Origin of the sequence: Acinetobacter sp. NIPH1876, assembly GCF_022808535.1 — a bacterium.
Taxonomy (GTDB): domain Bacteria; phylum Pseudomonadota; class Gammaproteobacteria; order Pseudomonadales; family Moraxellaceae; genus Acinetobacter; species Acinetobacter higginsii.
Genome location: NZ_JALGBR010000005.1, coordinates 119,214 through 138,536, shown reverse-complemented (window position 1 = coordinate 138,536; position 19,323 = coordinate 119,214). Strand labels below are relative to the sequence as shown.

Here is a 19,323-nt window from a genome sequence, read left to right as displayed (position 1 = left end):
ACAACCATGCTCAATAATAAAATGAATGACTTACCTAATTCTATTCAGATTTGGATACTTAACTTAAAGCGTTTAAACGTCAATGTATTAGATATATGCTTTGAAAATTTAATCGATCTAGGTACGCATGCTTTTCAGGATCAGAAGCTACAGGAGTTATGGGCATCACTCAAACTTCAATTAACAGCAGAACAGCCAGTTGTTATTCAAAAAAATGAGTCGACTTACATCATTGGCTATTTATTAACATATTCCAATACATCATCTATTATTGGCCTATCAATAGCTCCTCCTATTAATGAAGTCACTCTGGAACTAATACGTACCAGTATGGGCTGGTTATTCTACGAACAGCAAAGCCAAAAACTACAGCACGCTTTTCAAGCAGAACAGTTACTTGAGATTTTTGCTCACGTCGTGAATCAAGACCAATTTAGGGTTGCCGCACAAGAATGGATTAATCAAACAACAAGTTATATTCGGCATCGGTTTCCCCAGCATACGAACATTCAACTAAATTATTTAATGGTCGAAGGCCCACATAAAGTCAAATGGATCGTCTCGTCTGAGCTGTCTTGGACAGAAAAAGGCGCTGCCGATATGCAAAAATTAAATGAAATTGCGTTGCAAACCTTATTTTTACAACATGAATTACATGAGCATAGTTGGTTTGGTTACCCTATTTTTAACCAAGGAAAGATCCAAGCAATACTTGTGGCAAATGACCGCGCGTTTGAACACCAAAATACTCAAGCAGAGTTAAGTATCTATTTAAAAAGTAACAGTGATTTAATTCAGCCACTACTTCAACATTGGTATCAATCAGAACAGAGTTTAATTGGCCATAGCCTTCAATCTAGTCGTAATTTATTCAAAAAATACAGTTCAGATGGCCACTATACTTGGAAAATTCTCACCAGTCTTATCATCTTATTTTTACTCTGTATCACCTTAATTCCTGTCGACAAACTCGTCACTGCCAACCTAAATGTTGAAGGTAAAACTCGCTGGATTATTCCTGCACCAACGCAAGGTTTTATAGAAAAGGTATTTGTTCGTCCTGGAGATAAAGTCCAAAAAGACCAAGCCTTAATTCAACTCGATAATACCGATTTAAAAATTCAACTGGCTGAACAACAAAGCCTATTGGATCAAGCACAGCATCAATTTCGCATCGCAATGGCAGATCAAAATTTAACAGATAGTGGTTTAGCCGCAAATCAAATTAAACAGCAAGAAACCAAAATCCAAACACTACAAAGAAAGATCAATCAAACCCGAGTATCCGCCCCAATAACAGGAACAGTTATTGATGGAGACTGGATTCAACAAATTGGAACCCCTATTGAAGATGGTAAGGAACTCTTCCAGATTGCATCACAAGATGCCTATAAAGTGATCTTACATGTGGCAGATAAAGACATTCACTTGATTGAAAAAGATCAAAAGGGAAATTTAAAACTGACAGGTTTGCCAGATCAAACTTTCCCTATTCGTATTACCCGTATTACACCAGTCGCTTCTGTTCAAAGTAATGTGAATGGCTTTAAAGTTGAGGCTGCTTGGTTAGATTCTCCCCCTGCCCTGACCCCAGGTATGCAAGGTGTTGGAAAAATTACGGTTGGTAAAACCAACCTACTGCTTCGCTGGTCACGAGATTTCATCAACTGGATGAAATTAAAAATCTGGGCGAACTGGTAAAGCGATGCAAAGCTTATTCTCTGAACATTGGCATCTGGTGCGGCATCTTAGACCCCAATTACGCCAGAATATTGAGGTTCTACCACGCACGCTAAGAGGTCGTGCGTGGTTTCTGTTGTTTGAACCCATGTCGCAGCGGTTTGTGCGAGTTAACCCTGAAACATGGTATGTCATTACCTTATTAGACGGCCAATCCAATGTAGAACAAATTTGGGATAAAGCAGCAGAATATATCGAACAACAAAATATTCATTTAAATAAACAATATCGAGCAATTAGCCAAAATGAATTAGTCCAGCTTCTGACTCAGCTCTATAACAACGACCTGCTACAAACTGAAGTATCTTTTGATGCAGAGGAAATGTTTAAACGGTTTAAGAAGCATAAATTCAATAAATTAAAGCAATCGTTCTTAAATCCGATGAGTCTCAAAATACCATTGGTTTATCCAGATCGGTTTTTTAATCAATTACAAAAAGTCGCTCAATCAGTTTTTAGCATCTGGGGTCTACTCATTTGGTTGATGATCGTATGCCCGGCCTTATTATTGCTTGCCGAACATTGGCAAAGCCTAACCAATAATTTGTCAGATCGGGTATTGTCTACAAGTAACCTGTTAATTCTTTGGTTTACCTATCCAATTGTTAAATTAATTCATGAATTCGCTCATGGCTTAGCCATAAAAGCATGGAATGGTAATGTTCGAGAAATGGGCTTGATGTTCATTCTATTTATTCCCATCCCGTATGTTGATGCCACCTCGTCCTATCACTTTATTTCCAAGTGGCAAAGGATTGCTGTATCTATTGCAGGCATATTGACAGAATTATTATTGGGTGCAATTGCCATTTACCTATGGGTCTCCACCGAATCTGGACTCATTCATGCTTTTGCTTATAACGTCATCTTTATCGCAACTGTTTCCACCGTGTTGGTCAATGGTAATCCATTGATGCGTTATGACGGTTACTATATTTTGTCTGATTTACTTGAAATTCCAAATTTAGCAGGTCGAGCAACAAAATATTGGGTTTATTTATCTGACCGTTATCTTTTGGGCGCTAAAACAGCTCAACCTCCCTATGCTGCTGAAAATGAAAAATTTTGGCTAATTAGTTATGGTTTTATCTCTCCAATCTACCGCATCACCATCATGGTGAGCTTAATTTGGTTTGTGGCTCAGAAATATTTTTTCTTTGGTGTCATTCTGGCCTTTATTTCTGGATTTATGACCATTGTTTTACCTCTCTATAAAGGCATTAAACATATCTATCAAGGAGCGACATTGTCAAAATATCGTGATCAGGCAGTCCGACGTTTCTGGGGAATTCTTGCCACGCTTATCGTGATTTTTTTTATTCTCCCCTTTCCTTATTTTAGTACTCAGCAGGCCATCGTATGGATGCCTGAAGAGTCAATCATTCGAGCCAATGAATCAGGTCATATTGCAACAATCAATTTGAAAAACAATCAAATTCAGCAAAACCAAATGCTTTTTCAACTGTCTAATGCTGAACTCACCGAAAAATATGAACTACAAAAACTACAGGTTGAAGAATTAGATTATAAACTCAGACAAGCTTCACTTGATGATATATCGCAACAACGTAAATTAGAGTATCAAAAACAAGGTGCTGTGCAGCAACTTCAACAATATCAGACCAAATTTGAACAACTTCAAGTCTATAGCCCACTTGCTGGTCACTGGTTTGCTAAAGATAGCATTGAACTCAATCAAAGATTTTACAAGCGTGGGGATATCATTGGTTACGTCATCAATCAACCCGCTCAGATTGTTCGTGGTGCCGTTTTACAACAAGATTATGATTTGATTCAAACAAGGTTAAAAGGAATCGAAATCCGATTTAAAAACCATTTTGATGTGGTTTATACAGGCAAAATTATTCGAAGTACACCACAAACACAAAAGAAACTTCTCTCTTCAGCATTAGGTAGTCAGGCGGGAGGAAACATCACCGTTGACCCCAATGATCAGGAAGGTACAACAGCTTTACAAAACTATTTCGATCTCGATATTCAATTATCACAACCGTTGGACTCTTCCGTATTTGGTGATGTCGCATACGTTCGTTATGATTTAGGTTATTCGCCACTGGCATGGCAGTGGATCAGAAAATTGCATCAATTATTTTTGGAGCAGTTCTATGTCTAATTTACGGGTGGTTCAGAGCTTATCCTTGCGCCCTTTTCATCTATCTAACGTTGCGCGTGTAGAACAAAAAGATCAGGAATTGCATAAATTAGAAATTTTCTTTGCCAACCTTTTAGGCTGGATTCCCGCAAAAAAAATTTCCAGAACACATATTCAAAAGTTTGCTCAAGCAATTTCACCGCTCCGAGACGCATTAAAACAGCTTGATCAAGAACAGCTCATACAAAAATTTCAACAAGCCATTCACGATTTATCAACACAGCCCTCACATGATACCGCAATCGCTGTAATTTTTGCTTGCGTAGGAGAAGGCATCTCCCGTGTCTTCAATATTTACCCACATCCTGTTCAATTTATGGGTGCCTATATTCTACTAACGGGCCGCCTTGCTGAAATGCCCACTGGAGAAGGTAAAACGCTGGTTGCTGGTATGGCAGCAACTATTATGGCGGCAACAGGAAATTTTGTTCATGTTCTCACGACCAATGCATATTTAGCACAACGTGACGAAGAGGAATTACGTTCTTTATTTCAGTTTTTTCAACTGAGTAGCGCTGCCATTTATGGTGAAATGGAAATTCCAGAAAGAAAGGAAAATTATCACAAGCAAATTTGCTATGTGAGTGCCAATGAAATTGTTTTTGATTATCTAAAAGACCATATTTCAGGCAAAGGTACTCAACCACGCCAAATTGAAAACTTACGTGCATTGGCAACGGGACAAACTTCTGATGACGGGATGATTGTTCCTGCACTGCACTTCTGTATCGTGGATGAAGCGGATAGCGTATTTATTGATGAAGCTCAAACCCCTATGGTTATCTCTCAAGAAGCTGAAGGGCTTATTGAAGCAGCCATAATTCACTGGGCAATTGAACAAGCACAGCAGCTTGTTGCAGACGTTGATTTTTCAATACTCGAAGCTGAGCATCATGTTGATATTGAAAAAATCCCTGTCAATAAAGAAATTCCACTTCCTCAGAATGTACGCCCAATATGGTATAACCATGCTTGGAAAATGCTGCTGATTAAACAAGCTTTGACGGCATTACACCTCTACCATAAAGACCAACATTACATTATTCAAGACAATAAAATTCAGATTGTAGACGAATCCACAGGACGAATCATGGCTGATCGTTCTTGGGAGCAAGGTCTACACCAACTGATTGAAGCAAAAGAAAAGGTAGAACTGACTAAAGGTCGAGATACGTTAGCGCGCATGACCTTTCAGCGTTTTTTTAGACGATATTTACTGTTATCTGGGCTCACAGGAACCGGTTTAGAAGTTTCAAAAGAACTCTGGATGATTTATCGCTTAAAAGTTTGCCAAATCCCGCCGAATATTCCATCTAAGCGTAAGCAATTTAAACATCATTATTTTAAAAATAATCAACAGAAATATATCGCGATTGCCCAGCATGCAAAAACAATGGCAGATGCAAATCGTTCTGTTTTGGTGGGTACGCGTAGTATCGAAGCCTCAGAAGCTATTTCCGAGGCCCTGACACAACTCAACATTGAGCATATTGTATTAAATGCGCGCCAAGATGCACAGGAAGCCGCCATCATTGCTGAAGCGGGTCACAGCGGAAAAATTACGGTAGCGACCAACATGGCTGGGCGTGGTACCGATATTAAACTGCGCCCAGAAACTAAACAAGCCGGTGGTCTACATGTCATTTTAACTGAATTTCATGAATCCGCTCGTATTGACCGTCAACTCTATGGTCGAGCTGGACGTCAGGGAGATCAAGGCTCATGCGTTGCCTATGTTTCAGGTGAAGATCAACTCATGCAACAAAATATCCAAGGGTTAATCTATCTACTCAATCTCATCCCTATCTATGTACTTAGACACTATTTTTTAAGTCTTGCAGTCAAACATATGCAGAAGAAATGTCAGAAACGAGCTTATCGCAATCGTATCTCAATGTTTAAACAAGATAAAAAATTAAACTCTCAAATTGGCTTTGCTGGAAAAATTTATTAAATGAAATACGCACTTGTTTTCTTCGCCACTCTCAGCTGTTCTACCTCAGTGCTTGCAGATTCATTAAATTTTGCATGTATGGTACAGCCTGCACAAATTGTTGAAATTCGCAGCCCGATTACAGGTATTTTGCAAAATATTCCAGTTAAATCCGGTATGCCAATTAAAAAAGGACAAGTTCTGGCACAAATCGAATCAAGTGTAGAAAAATCCGCTACGCAAACTGCATATTTTCGAACGCAATTACGCGGTTCAGCCAATACGGCACGTTCTAAAATCGAACATGCCGAAAGCAAAGTAAATCGTATGAAACAACTACTGGCGGAAAATTTTGTCTCAAAACAAGCCTATGACGATGCATATAGTGAGCTACAGCAAGCCCGTTCAGAATTGCAGACTGCACAGGAAAATATTAAACAGGCTGAATATGAATACAAACAAAGTCAGGCCGATTTAAATCGCAGAACCATTTATAGTCCTTTTAACGGCGTCGTGATACAACAATATATTTATGCTGGAAGTCTGGTAAATCCAACCGAAGGAAAAAATCCAATTTTAAAAATTGCACAAACAGACCAATTTAAAATTAATGCAATTATTCCATTAAAGTATTTTAATACAGTTAGAAAGGGACAAAAGCTAAAATTGATTCCCGAAGCTCCATTTGAAAAATATGCAGCAATCATTCAGCTTGACCATGTCGATCAGGTCATTGATGCAAGCTCTGGTACATTTAGTGCGGGTGCAACCATCAAAAGTAACAGTGTTAAATTCCCGAGTGGGATTCGTTGTAAGATGTATTTATAAAAATACATCTTACCCAAGAATGATTATTTTTCTAAAAACTTTAACCAACTATTTTCTGATATGGAGGTAATGCAGTACCCGCCTCTTCAACAAGAGTCATTAATACTTTATATTCTGCATAACTATTGTTTAAATAATCAAGCTCAGAGTCTTTTTTTTCATTACGAAGAATTTCACAATGATATTGATAACGTTTTTCGAGATAATCCTTATCTAACCCAAGTGCAATAATCATGAGTTCCTGTGACCAATGCATTTGCACGAGAATATGATCAATAACATCTCCATATGCCCAGGTTTGTAGACTTCTTAAATTGCCGTTTGCGAAATGCTGATGCAAAAAGTTTATAAATCGATCAAACTCCTGAAAAAATATTTTAAGCCCATAACTGCTTTCCCATCTAGAATTCAAGTTAAAATTTAATGCATAAAATTGTTCAGCACCTGATAGTCTTTGCATAGTATTTCTAATATCCGGGATATCTATTCTAATTTTAAGTTTCTTCGCAAATTTATGTTTCATTTCCTCTGTTAAGAAATGATTTGTAATATCCAAAGTCAGATCAATGTCTGGAGATTGAGTTAAACTCCACAATATAACTTTAAGTTGATAAAAAATACTGTTTTTATCACTAATAAATATGAAATGTCTCATTCCACTATTAATATTATTTTCAGCATCAGGGCGATTCCATTGAGGCTCAATAAAATCATAGTTTCGATAAAACCGATGTAACTCCAGATTTTTTAAAATAGGATGATGTAAACACCATAACTTAAACAATTCTTCTGCTTTCTTTATATTGCGAGGTGCTTCAATTTTGTCTAGCTCAAAAGACTGCTGCTCAGCACTCAGAGGTTTCAGAAAAGACGTTAAAACAGCTGTGACTGCATGATCAGGAACTTGTACAAGACCGATTCCCCACACTGAAAAGCGTGGTTCATAAAAACCAACCCCTGAATTCTGGACAGCCTCATAAAATACCCTGTACAAAGCATCGCCCTGTGCAACTATATCAAAATGTTCTAATTCTAATATCGCACATGGCTCAGCGGTGAGACCATGCTGTAAATTAATGCACCACTGCTGAACTTCCTTTGAAAAATATTCGCTGTAGTCAGAATTGGTGACTTTTTGAACCATATATTCCGCCCAATCTTGCAGCTTTTTACCCGCTGCAGGCGTATCTCGATGCTGTTGGTATAACTCATAAGCTACGCGCTCAGATTCATTCAGCGAAGGAATCTGAGCTGTAAAAATCTCAGGTTCCCATAAATAAATTGCACCTAATGACATTTCTTTGTCCTTAAATTAAATAATCTTATTAATTTAATTAAGACCTCATACTTTTAAAAGCATGAGGCCAATCTTTTCAATTAAAACAATTGTTTCCAGTTCTGTTGTGCAGTTTGTTCCAAAGATTTCAACCATGCATCTGACTGTTCTTCTTGACGGAGTAGAATCAGATCCTCATCTTCGTCTTTTGGTAAGATGCTCAACTCTAACTGAGTTGAAAGCAATGGAATTGAACAAGCCCACTGTGCTTTCACCGTCAAAGGAATCGATGCGATATGGTTGACCCATGTCGATACAAAACCGTTGACCAATCGCCAAGGGTTGATACACGCTTGTCCATCCAACATTTTCACTGCAATCGTCTTGAGACTACTCGCACTATGCTGGTTGCTCTGCTCGATTGCCGTCGCTTTTACTTGAATCGCCATATCTTGATTACGGCTACTTGCAAAGCGTAACTGCGTCCAATCCCATGTACTAATATCAATCCACTGCTGAGTTGAGTTAATCGTGATGTAGTTTGTTCCATCCGTCACGACCGTACCTTGACTAAAACCTGTCAGTTCTAATTTCATTCGCTCAGAACCATCGAGATCATTACTACGTGCCGCAATAATTGGTAAATACGTAGTCTGGCCGACAACAGCATAGACTTGGTTTGCAGTTGAAGTATAGGTTTCAACTAAACGAATATCGTTGATAAAGGCACTACGACCACTCAGATTTCCTTCAAGCTGCAAACGGATAGTTCGGTCACACCCATTACCCGCAAAGCTAATTTGATACTCCTGCCAGTTCAATGCGGTTTGTCCACTCGCTGCGTCAAACACAGCGATCTGTTGTCCGTCGACATATACCCCGACACGCCCCATATTTGCAGTTTGGCTTAACAAGCCTGCCATATCAAAGCTTAAGGTATAAGTCGTCCCGTTGACCGTATTTACCTGACGTTCAATCGCAGTTTGCTGATACAGTGCATCCTTACCATCATTCAAACGAATCCAAGCATTTGAACCCACGCCTTGTAAGCTTATATTTTGATTCGCAGCATTCTTCATTTGATCGCCAGAGTGCCATACTTCAAAAGCATCGAGTTTAAGTAACTGATCTTTTTGAGTCATCCAACCATCTAAACTCCAGCCATACACCACTGACGGGTTTTTATTGAGAATGGCATTATAAACACCTCCCCATTCAGTATGGAAAATCTCACGGCTCGTTAAAGCATTTTGTGATTGATGAGTTTCTAAACTTGGCGCATCTGCAACAGCTTCGATATATACCGTTAACTCATGAATCGCTGACGCAAGACTTGCATTAGATTTTTCAATACTGCTTGCCACCACTTGTAACTTCAGTTCACCGCTAAAGTCTTTAGGTGGTGTGAACTGTAGTGTGTTGAGATTCCAAGTGCTGATGTCAGCAACCGTATGCTGATCGGTCACCACAAACTGGTGTGAACCATCAGTTAACTTACTACCTAATGGCATGCCTGCAAGCGCAAGTTTAAGCTGTTCTGAACCATCTTTGTCCTGCAACTGAGCTGAGATACTAGACAACTGCATTGCCAAGTCTTCTTTGCCTCGATTCAGTGGCTTATTGGTCGAAAGTACAATGTTATCAATCATCGCACCTCGCCCACTTAAATGTGTCAATGGCGCATCAATATGAATTTGGATATTTTGCAGTTTACCCGTACCCACAAAACTAAATTGGATATTTTGCCAATTCAGCTGATCATTCGGACTGGTATTGGCATAAGTCGCAATACGTTTACCATCAACATAAATACCAATTTGGGTAAAGCATTCGCTAAAGCCTAAACGCCCTGCATAATCGAAACTGAGATTATAGCTACGCCCGAATTCAGTTTGTACATTACGCGCAATCCCCAAGGTTTGAGCTTGGAACAAGCCTGCATCATTGAGCTCTAACCAGTTATTACCATTACCAGCTTTTGCTTGAACTGTTTTAAGCTGACCATAGGCATTCTCCATGCGGTCGCCATTGCCCCAGATTTCAAAACCATCTGTACCAAACAGGTTGCAATCCAATCCTTTAAGTAATGTCCAACCCTCAAACATATTCTGTTCGATCAAGGTTGAAGTCAGGTCTGGGTTTGCTGCAGTTTCCCAACTGGTCTGGAACAAAATTTCTTGATTAGTAGTCGAACCAATATTTAGAATCGGTTGATCTGCAACAGCCTCGATTTCAATATTCAACCAGGTCATTGCACTGTAAAGCTGCCCATCAAAAGCTTTATAACCAACTTGTGCATAAATTGCTTTTTGATTACCAATACCTGCAATTGCACGATCACTGGCCTCATTCAAACTTGGCACAAAACGAATATGCCCAGCATTAGAATCGGCTTGATTGAAACGTGTGCCTACACTCACTAACTCCCACTGGTCATGGATAAACTGTTGTAATAAACCAGTTTGAGGGAGAGCACTAATTTCTATGCTTAAGACATCGCCATCTGTATCGAGCACAGCAAAATCAGACCATTTTAAAATCAGGACTTGGTCTTCTAAACCTTGAACAGTTTGAGCGTTTGCAGTTGGGGCATCATTTACAGAGTTAACCGTAATAGCAACCACAACCGTCTGAGATTTAAGCTCACCATCCGTTACATAGTAACTAAAGCTGTCTGCACCAAAGTAGTTGGCATTCGGTACATATTGATATTGTCCATTTGCTAATGGTTTCAACTGACCATTGAGAGGTTGTGAAACTAGTACAGGCGTTAAGACATCATGCTCCACATCTTGAGCTGTTGAAAGAAGATCTATCGTTACCGCACTATCTTCATTCGTCACTATCTGTTGTGCAAACAATGTCGGTGCATCATTTACTGCATTTACAGTAATCGATACGGTTACAACCTGCGAGTTTAGTGCATGATCAGTCACATAATAGCTAAAGCTATCCGTACCGTAATAATTTGCATGTGGCACATATTGATAACGTCCATCCGTCAATCGTACCAGTTGTCCATGGACAGGTTCCGTCACAATTACGGCATTTAATACATCGCCTTCTATATCCTGTGCTGTCGCCAGTAAATCAATGAAGACCGCAGTATCTTCGTCTGTGATCAGCGTTTGTGCTTGTAGCATCGGAGCATCATTCACAGCTTTGATATGAATCGTCACGCTGACCACTTGTGAATCCAGTTTTCCATCTGTGACATAGTAGCTAAAGCTGTCTGTACCAAAGTAATTGGCATTTGGTACGTATTGATAACGCCCATCCGCCAATTGTTCTAAACGTCCATATAGCGGCTGTAGCGTTATATGCGCGCCAAGTACATCACCATCGGCATCATAAGCACTTGCCAATGGATCAAAGATCACCGCTTGATCTTCATCGATCTCTATATCTTGTGTATTTAATACGGGTGCCGTATTTGATGCCAAAACATGAATACTAAAGGTATAAGGTTGGGAAGAATCTATACCATCGCTGAGTATAACCGTAAATGTGTCATCACCCACAAAATCCTTATCAACCAAATAGACATAATGACCTGTCGCAGCATCATAACTAATTGTGCCGTATTGTGGCTGTTGGGTGATTTGTACTGTCACTAGATTGCTTTCGACATCTTTAACGTAGCTATCAAAATCTAAGACCAGTGGTTCACCCGCAATAATTTCCCAATTTGGTTGTTGGCTAAAAATCGGTGCATCATTTACTGGGTTGATATCAAATTGTACAGTCGCAACTTTAGACTGCTGCCCATCGAGGGTGACAAAGTAGTAGCTAAATTGATCCGCACCAAAATAGTTGGCATGCGGTACATAGCTAAATTCACCATTGGCAAGCAAGACCAGCTCACCATGTTGCGGTGCAGTCACGAGTACCACGTTTTCAATTGATTTACCAATCAGTAAATCATTATCCAACACATTGCCCGTGAGGGTTGTATCTTCATCAAACTGGTAGTGATCATTCATTGCCAATGCTTCAGCAACTAAACGGATATTGCTAAGCGTGACTGAACTATCTGCTGCCCCAAAGCCAAGTAAATCAAAAGATAATAGAACTTCTCTACCAGCTAAAGCTTGGTCTAGGTTGATAAAGAATGTTTGACTACCATCACTGTTAATAACTCGCTCAATTCCTTGTGCCAAATAGTTTTGACCATTGGCTTGCAGGTTAAAGAGTGCATCTGATTGACTCAGATCATTCACTTTAAATAGTGCTTCGCCTGTTTTTGCATCCAGCAGCGCAACCTCAAAGGCATCATCTGGACCATTGTTATAGTCTGTTAGATGCTGATCTTTTACCGTAAATGTAAGGACTCGATCTTGTGCCCCGAGTTTAAAGGCTTGGGATAGATTGGTATGAGTCTGCTCAATTTCAGTAAGGATAATATCTTCATTGCCTTGTATCTGCACCGCACCTAGATGCTTCCATCCGGTTAATGTAGAACTTACGTTGTTAAACATATCCTGAATATTCAGATGTTGCTCACCCCATTCTCTTGCATTTAAATTTGGTACAACTAAACGGCTAATTACAAATTCATGTCCAACTTTGAAATGATTATCTAACTCATGCATATGACTCAGATCATTTAAATTTGGTAATATCCGCACTCCTGGCTGAATCAGACCTGTCATAATGTTATTTTGACTATAATTATCCGCATAACCTATAACATGCCCCAACTCATGTATCAGTACAGTTAACAAATCAATTTGTTTTCCTAAATCTGCCCGATTTGCCACACTATAATAAGAGTTAATAAAATTAAATTCACTAGATTCACCTGGGGTCTGGTCAATAAACCATCCCCATCCCCCTGCATTCTGAGAAAGGTAAATCTCCTTATCTTTTGTTGTATAGGCAATAGTACTATCATTAAGACTCTGGTCTAATTGCAGTCGAATATTCTCCAATAACGATGCATCTATACCAATATCTACCCAATATTGTTTGGCTTGTTCAAATACAGCCTCAATCTCGGACCATTGCATAATATCCACAACGCCATTATTCAAGCTCAGCAATGACATTGCTTGCCCTGACTTTTTAGGTAGTTTGATTTTGCTGTAGTCATCTAAGAGATAGCTTTTATGCGGTGAATTTGCATTATTGACATAGATTTGAACAGCTGTTTCTGCTGCATCCGAACTAAATCCAGCTGCAATTGCAATTGAATCTGCCGCTGCTTTATTTAAATCATAAGCTCTGACTTCCAGTTTAATTTCTTTCCGACTTAGGTATTTCCCTATATTTAAATAAACTCCATCAATAAATAAATCTTGTAAAATTAATTGACGCTCAATATCACTCAAGCCACTATCACTTTTAATTAATCTTTCAATTAAATCAATTGAGTTAACATTTAGCTTTAGCTGTAAATTCCTACTGGAATCTAATAAAGCCCGATATAAATAACGTTGATTGTCTGTAAAAGCAACTGCATCATAAATATCCTTACCATCTTTCTTACCATCTATTATATTTTTCATACGATCATCACGAGTTGATTTCGCTTCGATAATGGTAAATTTTTTCTCAGTGCTATTCCATTCAAGGAAATCAAAAATCCCCGAAGATTCTTGTCCATTCTTCGTCTGATAAGGAATAACATTACTGCCATTCTCATATAAAGTATAACCAATCTGAGATAATATTTTACGACCACTCCCTTGATAAATACTCTCTAAGTCATTTTCAAATGCTTTACCTACAACTTGTGAAATTAATAAAGCTTTAGCTGTAAGTTTTTCATTTTCTCTACTGATTGAAGCTAGATCTGAGAACCATTGACCATTTATCTTTGAAACATCATCACCATTTATCTTCGCTTCAGCTTCAAGCTCAGCCCAATACGAGTCTGCATAAGCAGCCGCGTCACTATGGTTTTTATCATCTTCTTTTGCATTTAATCCTTTCACAATTGAAGAGTACTTAAAGGCCTTATCAACAACATAGCCCAAGTTATTTACGATCTCTTTAAATTCATGAGTTAAAATTGAATTAAATCGTTCTTGATTACTAAGAGCCACAGTACTAATACTAATCTTTAATGGTTGCAAGAAAAATTGTAAGGGGTTAATAAAATCGCCCCACTTCGTAAAACGTAAATAATGTCCTGCTAATAACGTCGCTTGACCACTCTTATATTTTGCAGTTATTTCATTTTTTCTCTTTTCATCTAAAAACTCATTGTTTGTAACATATTGGTTTAAAATAGCGTCAGAACGATCCTCTTCAAACACAACTTTTATTGTATAAGACAAAGCTTCTATCGCTACTTTATTCCCTTTAACATCATCTTTAAATAACTGATCTAATAACTGTTTTAGCTCATCAGGTAAATAGTCATTAAAATACTGTTTCAAGCTAATAAAAATACTAAATAAACTCTCAGCAGTTGTATTCATATGATCAGCAAGCTGTTTTAAGCTTATTGTTACATCATAACTAACCTCCTGAAAGGTCGCTGTTTTTTTAGAAGTACTTGGATTCGATATATTTTCTTTATCCGTCACCCCAATTGAGGCAAATCCAAAAAGCTCCTTTTTCGCACTTTCCAACATGGTTTCGAGAGTTTTCTTTTCCCCATTTTCCTTATAAATTGCCTGATATCCTTGTTCTTCAAGATAGAAAGTACCACCTATAGAAATAGTATTAGGTTCTTTCTTTTTCGCTTCTGGTTCCCCAGTCGTAACATCTGTAAGAACAGTTCCAACAGTTAATGCAAGTAATAAAATCTGTAGTGATTTAAGATCTTTATTATCTAAAATTGGACCACCAACAATGACACCTGTACCTGTTACAGCTCCAACGGTTAGGACCCGCTTATAATTTGCTTTGTTGATAATCTGGAGAGCAGCTTTATAATCCACAGCCTTTCCTGCTTTTACCAGCATTTCTCTTGCCAATTTTATTTGCTGTCCAGCCTTTTTCATAGCATCTTGGAGTTCTTTAGCTTTTAATACATTCTTCGCTTGGTTGATCAACATTTCTGTTGGTCTAAAAATGCCTAATGATGTTTTACCAGTTCCAGTAGAACCAACAATTTTTCCAGCAGGGAACCCAAGTGCGATTGAAGCCTTTTGAACATCAGAATCACTAGTCGATTTAAAATCTTCAATAACTTGCTCAAGTGAGATTTTAGAAAAATCTAGTGGATTCCCCGAATCATCTACAACTTTAAGCTTAGATTTAGGAATCTCAATATTAAATTTCTTAATGATATAAGCGAGTAATTCTTTTTCCTTTTGATGTAGGAACTCCATTAATATTGCAGCAGTGTGTAAATCATTAGTTAAAGTATTCTTTAACTGATTTAAAAACTCTCGAGTATGAGAAACAATTTCTTCAGTATTCTCTTGTAACTTATCAGCATCAACAGTAATTGTTTTTAGCAGCTTTAATGCTAAAACCATTCTTTCATCTTCAGCTGTATAGTCCGTATGAATTAGTTTCAGAATTTCTTTCTGAACAGCTGCGATGAAATACATTGTAGAAGCTTGATTTCGGATTAAATTAACCTCCTCTTCTTGAGTTAACTCAATATTATCATCCTCTTCATTCTGTTTATCGCCATCTTTATCTTCAAGATCATCTAAAGAGAAAATACCGATTTGATCATCATAGTAATTTTGATAGCTTCTGTGCCATTCAAAAACACTTTGCTGGTTTTCAGTTAAATCAAATTTTTTCGGCATAGCTTCTGGAATTTCTATATAACGTGTTTCGTAACGATTTAGTTCATTTAATACTCGTTTTTTTCCAGATCGATCAAGCGGAATGTCCATTCCTAAGCCTTTATCTCGATGGTTAATTGCTGCATCGAGAAGCCCCTTCAAATCCCATGAATATAGCGTTTTATAAGATCTCCAGACTTTTTCTTCTGGTACATATTCATCATATTGCCAAACAATACTTTGTAACAGACCTTGTGCAGTAACTGCTAATGTTTGTACAGCTCCACCAACAATTGGAGTTGTAGCACCTAAATATACAGGAACACCAAAAGGATCTTCGATAATTCCAAGCTTACCTCCTGATTGGACCGGTTTAGTTTGGTTTAACCAATCAAATTCATTAAAGTCAAAATTATAATCAGCTACAATGGCATATAATTTACCTTTGTATACAGTTAGCACCATATCTGTTGCTCGCTGTATATCTAACCTCATGAAATAATCTCTATAAGAATAGCTCGTTCCAGGTACTTCAGGTCGAAGCGAGTTCGGTGCTAGAGTTGTTGCATCTTTAATATCGCCAGTACGTACATCAAGATCTAGTTTTATTGCCATAAAACCTCGCCCATGATCATTCGTAGTTGATAATAGGAACTCCCCTGGTAATACTCCTGTAATTAACTTATCTGGACCTCTACCTTTATAAGATGGAAGTTTAGAACTATCAACAACAAATGGATCTTTAGATAGCCCTACTTCATCTACATAATTACCATCAACATCGATTCTATTTAGATCCAGAATATAAATATTGCCTTGGTCAAAATTTGTTTTAAAGCCTAGAGCCTCACGGATATTGGTTGCAGCTATAGCAAGATAGCGATCATAGCTTAAAGCCATATCAGACAATCCAAACTTAGATGGGAGTTTTACGTTAATTTTTTGCTCAGTATTTAAATAATCATCACCATACGTATCTATATTCACACGAACTAACGAATTACCATCATTTCCTTCCGCTATATATAACCAAGATTGGGTGGCAATAAGACTTCGAACACTACTGATATTCTTTAACTGAATGGTATATACAATATTATGAGAGTGCATATCCATTACATAGATTAACCCCTTAACACCTGCAATAAATGCAGTAGAACCATCAAGACTAAATGCTATTTGATCATCGTAATGACTGACAAAATTTAAAGGTTGACCCTTTTCATCTTCAGTAATTTTTCTAACCACCTCAAGCTCATCGACTTTATTAGTCTGTTTGACAATCTTTATAGAATCTCGCCCTGAAGTTAATACAGAGTAATTTTTTATATTTTCTTCACTGTAGTAGGATACAAGCTCACTATTAACGGGAACACTATATTGTTTTCTGACTCCATTCTCATCAACATAAATTGAGTATCTTTGTACTAAAATATAATGCTGAGATAAAGATATTTTCTTACTAACATCTAATTCTATTTCCGATTTAGACAAATTAATATTATTTCTACCAATATCATAGATGTGATTAATCAACCCTCTGTCTGGATTTTCTTCAGTTGAAATAACACCACTTTCACCTTTTGGAATAATCCAAACTTTGAAATTAAAATCATCAATTTTAGCACCCAATGGTATTAATTTATCCATTGAAAGTTTAATTGTATTTTTATCCTTATCCTCATTAATTTTATAAGTAATTTTATTTATTTCCGGAGTGTTTCTCTGAATATTACTTTTAGGAATTTCAACAGAAATTTCATTGTCTTTCATTTCTATAATTGGCTTGGAATGATAGCTTCCTTCTAGCGTATAATTTATAAAATTAAAATTAGTTGAATAATCCCACATAAATGCTCCCATGAGAGCTAAATACCCCCCACCAAAAGCGATATTCATGAGGTTATTAATGAATACTCCATAATCAAAAGAAGCACCTCTTACTTTCATTTCACCGTTCTGTTTATTTATAGATGAAACTGCTGTAGTAACAACTAATGTTCCACTAACTTGAACACCAGTATATGGCGGGCTGGCAGTTTTCGCTGTTCCATCTGCCATAATGTAGCCATTATCGACTAACCACCAAATCTCCTTTTCAATACCATTTTCATCAGTAATGACTCCTTTTCTCCAGAACTGTACCTCCATTCCTTCTTGTATAATTTCAGCCTTACCTGTCATAGGATTAATATATTCACTACCAACTTTTAGTGATAGCTGAATTGGTAAGTTGGCTTGGCTATCACCGACATTAATTTCAACTGCAGCTAACGCAGCTAAGTAATCCTTAGCTGGAGGAGTAATTCCCAACTCATCCAATGATCTAGCCTTGATCGAAACTTCAGTACCTTCTTTTACAGCACCTGGCGCAACCATTAAAATATTGCCTTGTTCATCCTGAACCACAGCACCTTTCTTGGCATCTACGACCGCAGAACCAATTTCAGGCTGTTGAATAATCAGGCTAAAGGTATATTGGTGGCCTTTATTGATCACTGTAACTTGTGCAATACCTGTTGCTTTTGCATGAATCAGACCATCAGCACTAATTTCTGCAATACTGCTGTCGCTGATATAGTATTTAGTACCAGCAGAAGCCGCAGAAACCTTATTCCCATCAACATCGGTCACTTTAAGTTGACGCTCACCATTGAGTGGTAAAGTCACTGCTTTTGGATAAACATCCACTTCAAAGCCATTGTCATCCAGCTCTGGTTCATCACCATATAAACTGACTGAAATTGCATTCACCCCTTCAATACCACGAGCAGATACATGAATTGTTGCGATACCAGCTTTTTTGGTCGTGATATTACCTTGCGCATCTACAGTGAGCACATTCGGGTTATCACTGACAAACTGCAAATAATCAGCCGTTAAGATAACGCCACTTTCATCTTCAAAGTCACCTTTGACTTGTAAGGTTGCTCCATTACCCAGCGCCAATGCCGCCAAACGTTCGACATGAATTAAAACTAACTTGGCATCACTCACATAGATTTTCAGTTCAATTGGCTGACCTTTGCTATAACCATCATCTGCTTGTAGTGTTACTGTCGCATAACCTGAGAAGCCTGCTTCTGGTTTAAAGCTAAGATTCTTACCATTTGGTGAAAGTTGAGCAATACCATGTGTATTACCTAGAATATTCCAGTAAACCGTATCACCCTCACGATCAACTGCAATCTGCTCCAATGCACCGCTCACCGATAAATCTGTATGCGTTTTTAAAGCTTGTTTGCCCTGTTCGACCACATTGACTGGGGCTTGGTTTGATTTCCAACCATAGTTGGCATAGAGAACTTGTAAATCGGTATTATTGACAACGCCATCACCATTTAAATCAAATTGCTGTTGTCCTGCTTGTGCTTGTTGCCACAACGCACTATCTAAGCCATCGACATAGCCATCACGATTTAAATCACCCACTATAGATAAACGAACCGCAACTGAACCTGTTCCTTTTACAGCCAACTGCTTAAAGCCTGCCGAAGTGATTCGAACCAAGGTAATGGTACGATCACCATGTCGCTGTTGCGACACAATGTTTGTATCTGCAACAACAATGTCTTGAACATTACCTTGTGTTTCTATTGCCACTAACACAGCACCAGTAGCACCCATTGCTTTAATGGTAGATGCCAATTCTGACTCACGAATCGCAAAGTCAAAATAC

At 38.0% G+C, this 19,323-nt stretch carries 6 protein-coding genes (1 of these 6 cut by a window edge); 4 read left to right on the top strand and 2 right to left on the bottom strand.

Features of this window, described 5'->3' with window-relative positions; translation table 11 throughout:
• The first annotated feature begins 6 nt into the window (after positions 1 to 6).
• Genes MN869_RS06840 through MN869_RS06825 form a run of 4 tightly spaced genes read left to right on the top strand, consistent with a single transcriptional unit; the run spans position 7 to position 6,674 of the window.
• On the top strand, positions 7 to 1,701 hold the full coding sequence (locus tag MN869_RS06840) for an efflux RND transporter periplasmic adaptor subunit (protein ID WP_033133535.1): 1,695 nt from the start codon (positions 7 to 9) through the stop codon (positions 1,699 to 1,701).
• 4 nt (positions 1,702 to 1,705) lie between these two features.
• Complete coding sequence (locus MN869_RS06835; RefSeq protein WP_241271298.1) at positions 1,706 to 3,874, top strand: site-2 protease family protein; 2,169 nt, start codon at positions 1,706 to 1,708, stop codon at positions 3,872 to 3,874.
• Entirely contained in the window at positions 3,867 to 5,867 is a 2,001-nt protein-coding gene (locus MN869_RS06830; RefSeq protein ID WP_243307009.1) for a DEAD/DEAH box helicase, read from the top strand. Before MN869_RS06835 ends, MN869_RS06830 begins: the two co-directional genes overlap by 8 nt.
• Positions 5,868 to 6,674 (top strand): efflux RND transporter periplasmic adaptor subunit, encoded by an 807-nt coding sequence (locus tag MN869_RS06825; protein ID WP_033133533.1) that lies wholly within the window; start codon positions 5,868 to 5,870, stop codon positions 6,672 to 6,674.
• Between the two features lie 40 nt (positions 6,675 to 6,714).
• On the opposite strand, the gene MN869_RS06820 is transcribed toward MN869_RS06825, so the two are convergent.
• Entirely contained in the window at positions 6,715 to 7,971 is a 1,257-nt protein-coding gene (locus tag MN869_RS06820) for a hypothetical protein (RefSeq protein ID WP_033133532.1), read from the bottom strand.
• Positions 7,972 to 8,051: 80 nt separating this feature from the next.
• A protein-coding gene (locus MN869_RS06815) for an Ig-like domain-containing protein (RefSeq protein WP_243307007.1) crosses the window boundary here: on the bottom strand, positions 8,052 to 19,323 show its 3' end. Its footprint extends 26,876 nt past the window's final position; the window shows 11,272 of its 38,148 coding nt (coding positions 26,877-38,148); its start codon lies beyond the right edge, outside the window; it ends in the stop codon at positions 8,052 to 8,054.

Bases quoted from the DNA above. Each gene is read 5' to 3' on its own strand.
- MN869_RS06830 (WP_243307009.1), top strand. From the start codon at position 3,867: ATGTCTAATTTACGGGTGGTTCAGAGCTTATCCTTGCGCCCTTTTCAT.
- MN869_RS06840 (WP_033133535.1), top strand. From the start codon at position 7: ATGCTCAATAATAAAATGAATGACTTACCTAATTCTATTCAGATTTGG.
- MN869_RS06820 (WP_033133532.1), bottom strand. From the start codon at position 7,971: ATGTCATTAGGTGCAATTTATTTATGGGAACCTGAGATTTTTACAGCT.
- MN869_RS06825 (WP_033133533.1), top strand. From the start codon at position 5,868: ATGAAATACGCACTTGTTTTCTTCGCCACTCTCAGCTGTTCTACCTCA.
- MN869_RS06835 (WP_241271298.1), top strand. From the start codon at position 1,706: ATGCAAAGCTTATTCTCTGAACATTGGCATCTGGTGCGGCATCTTAGA.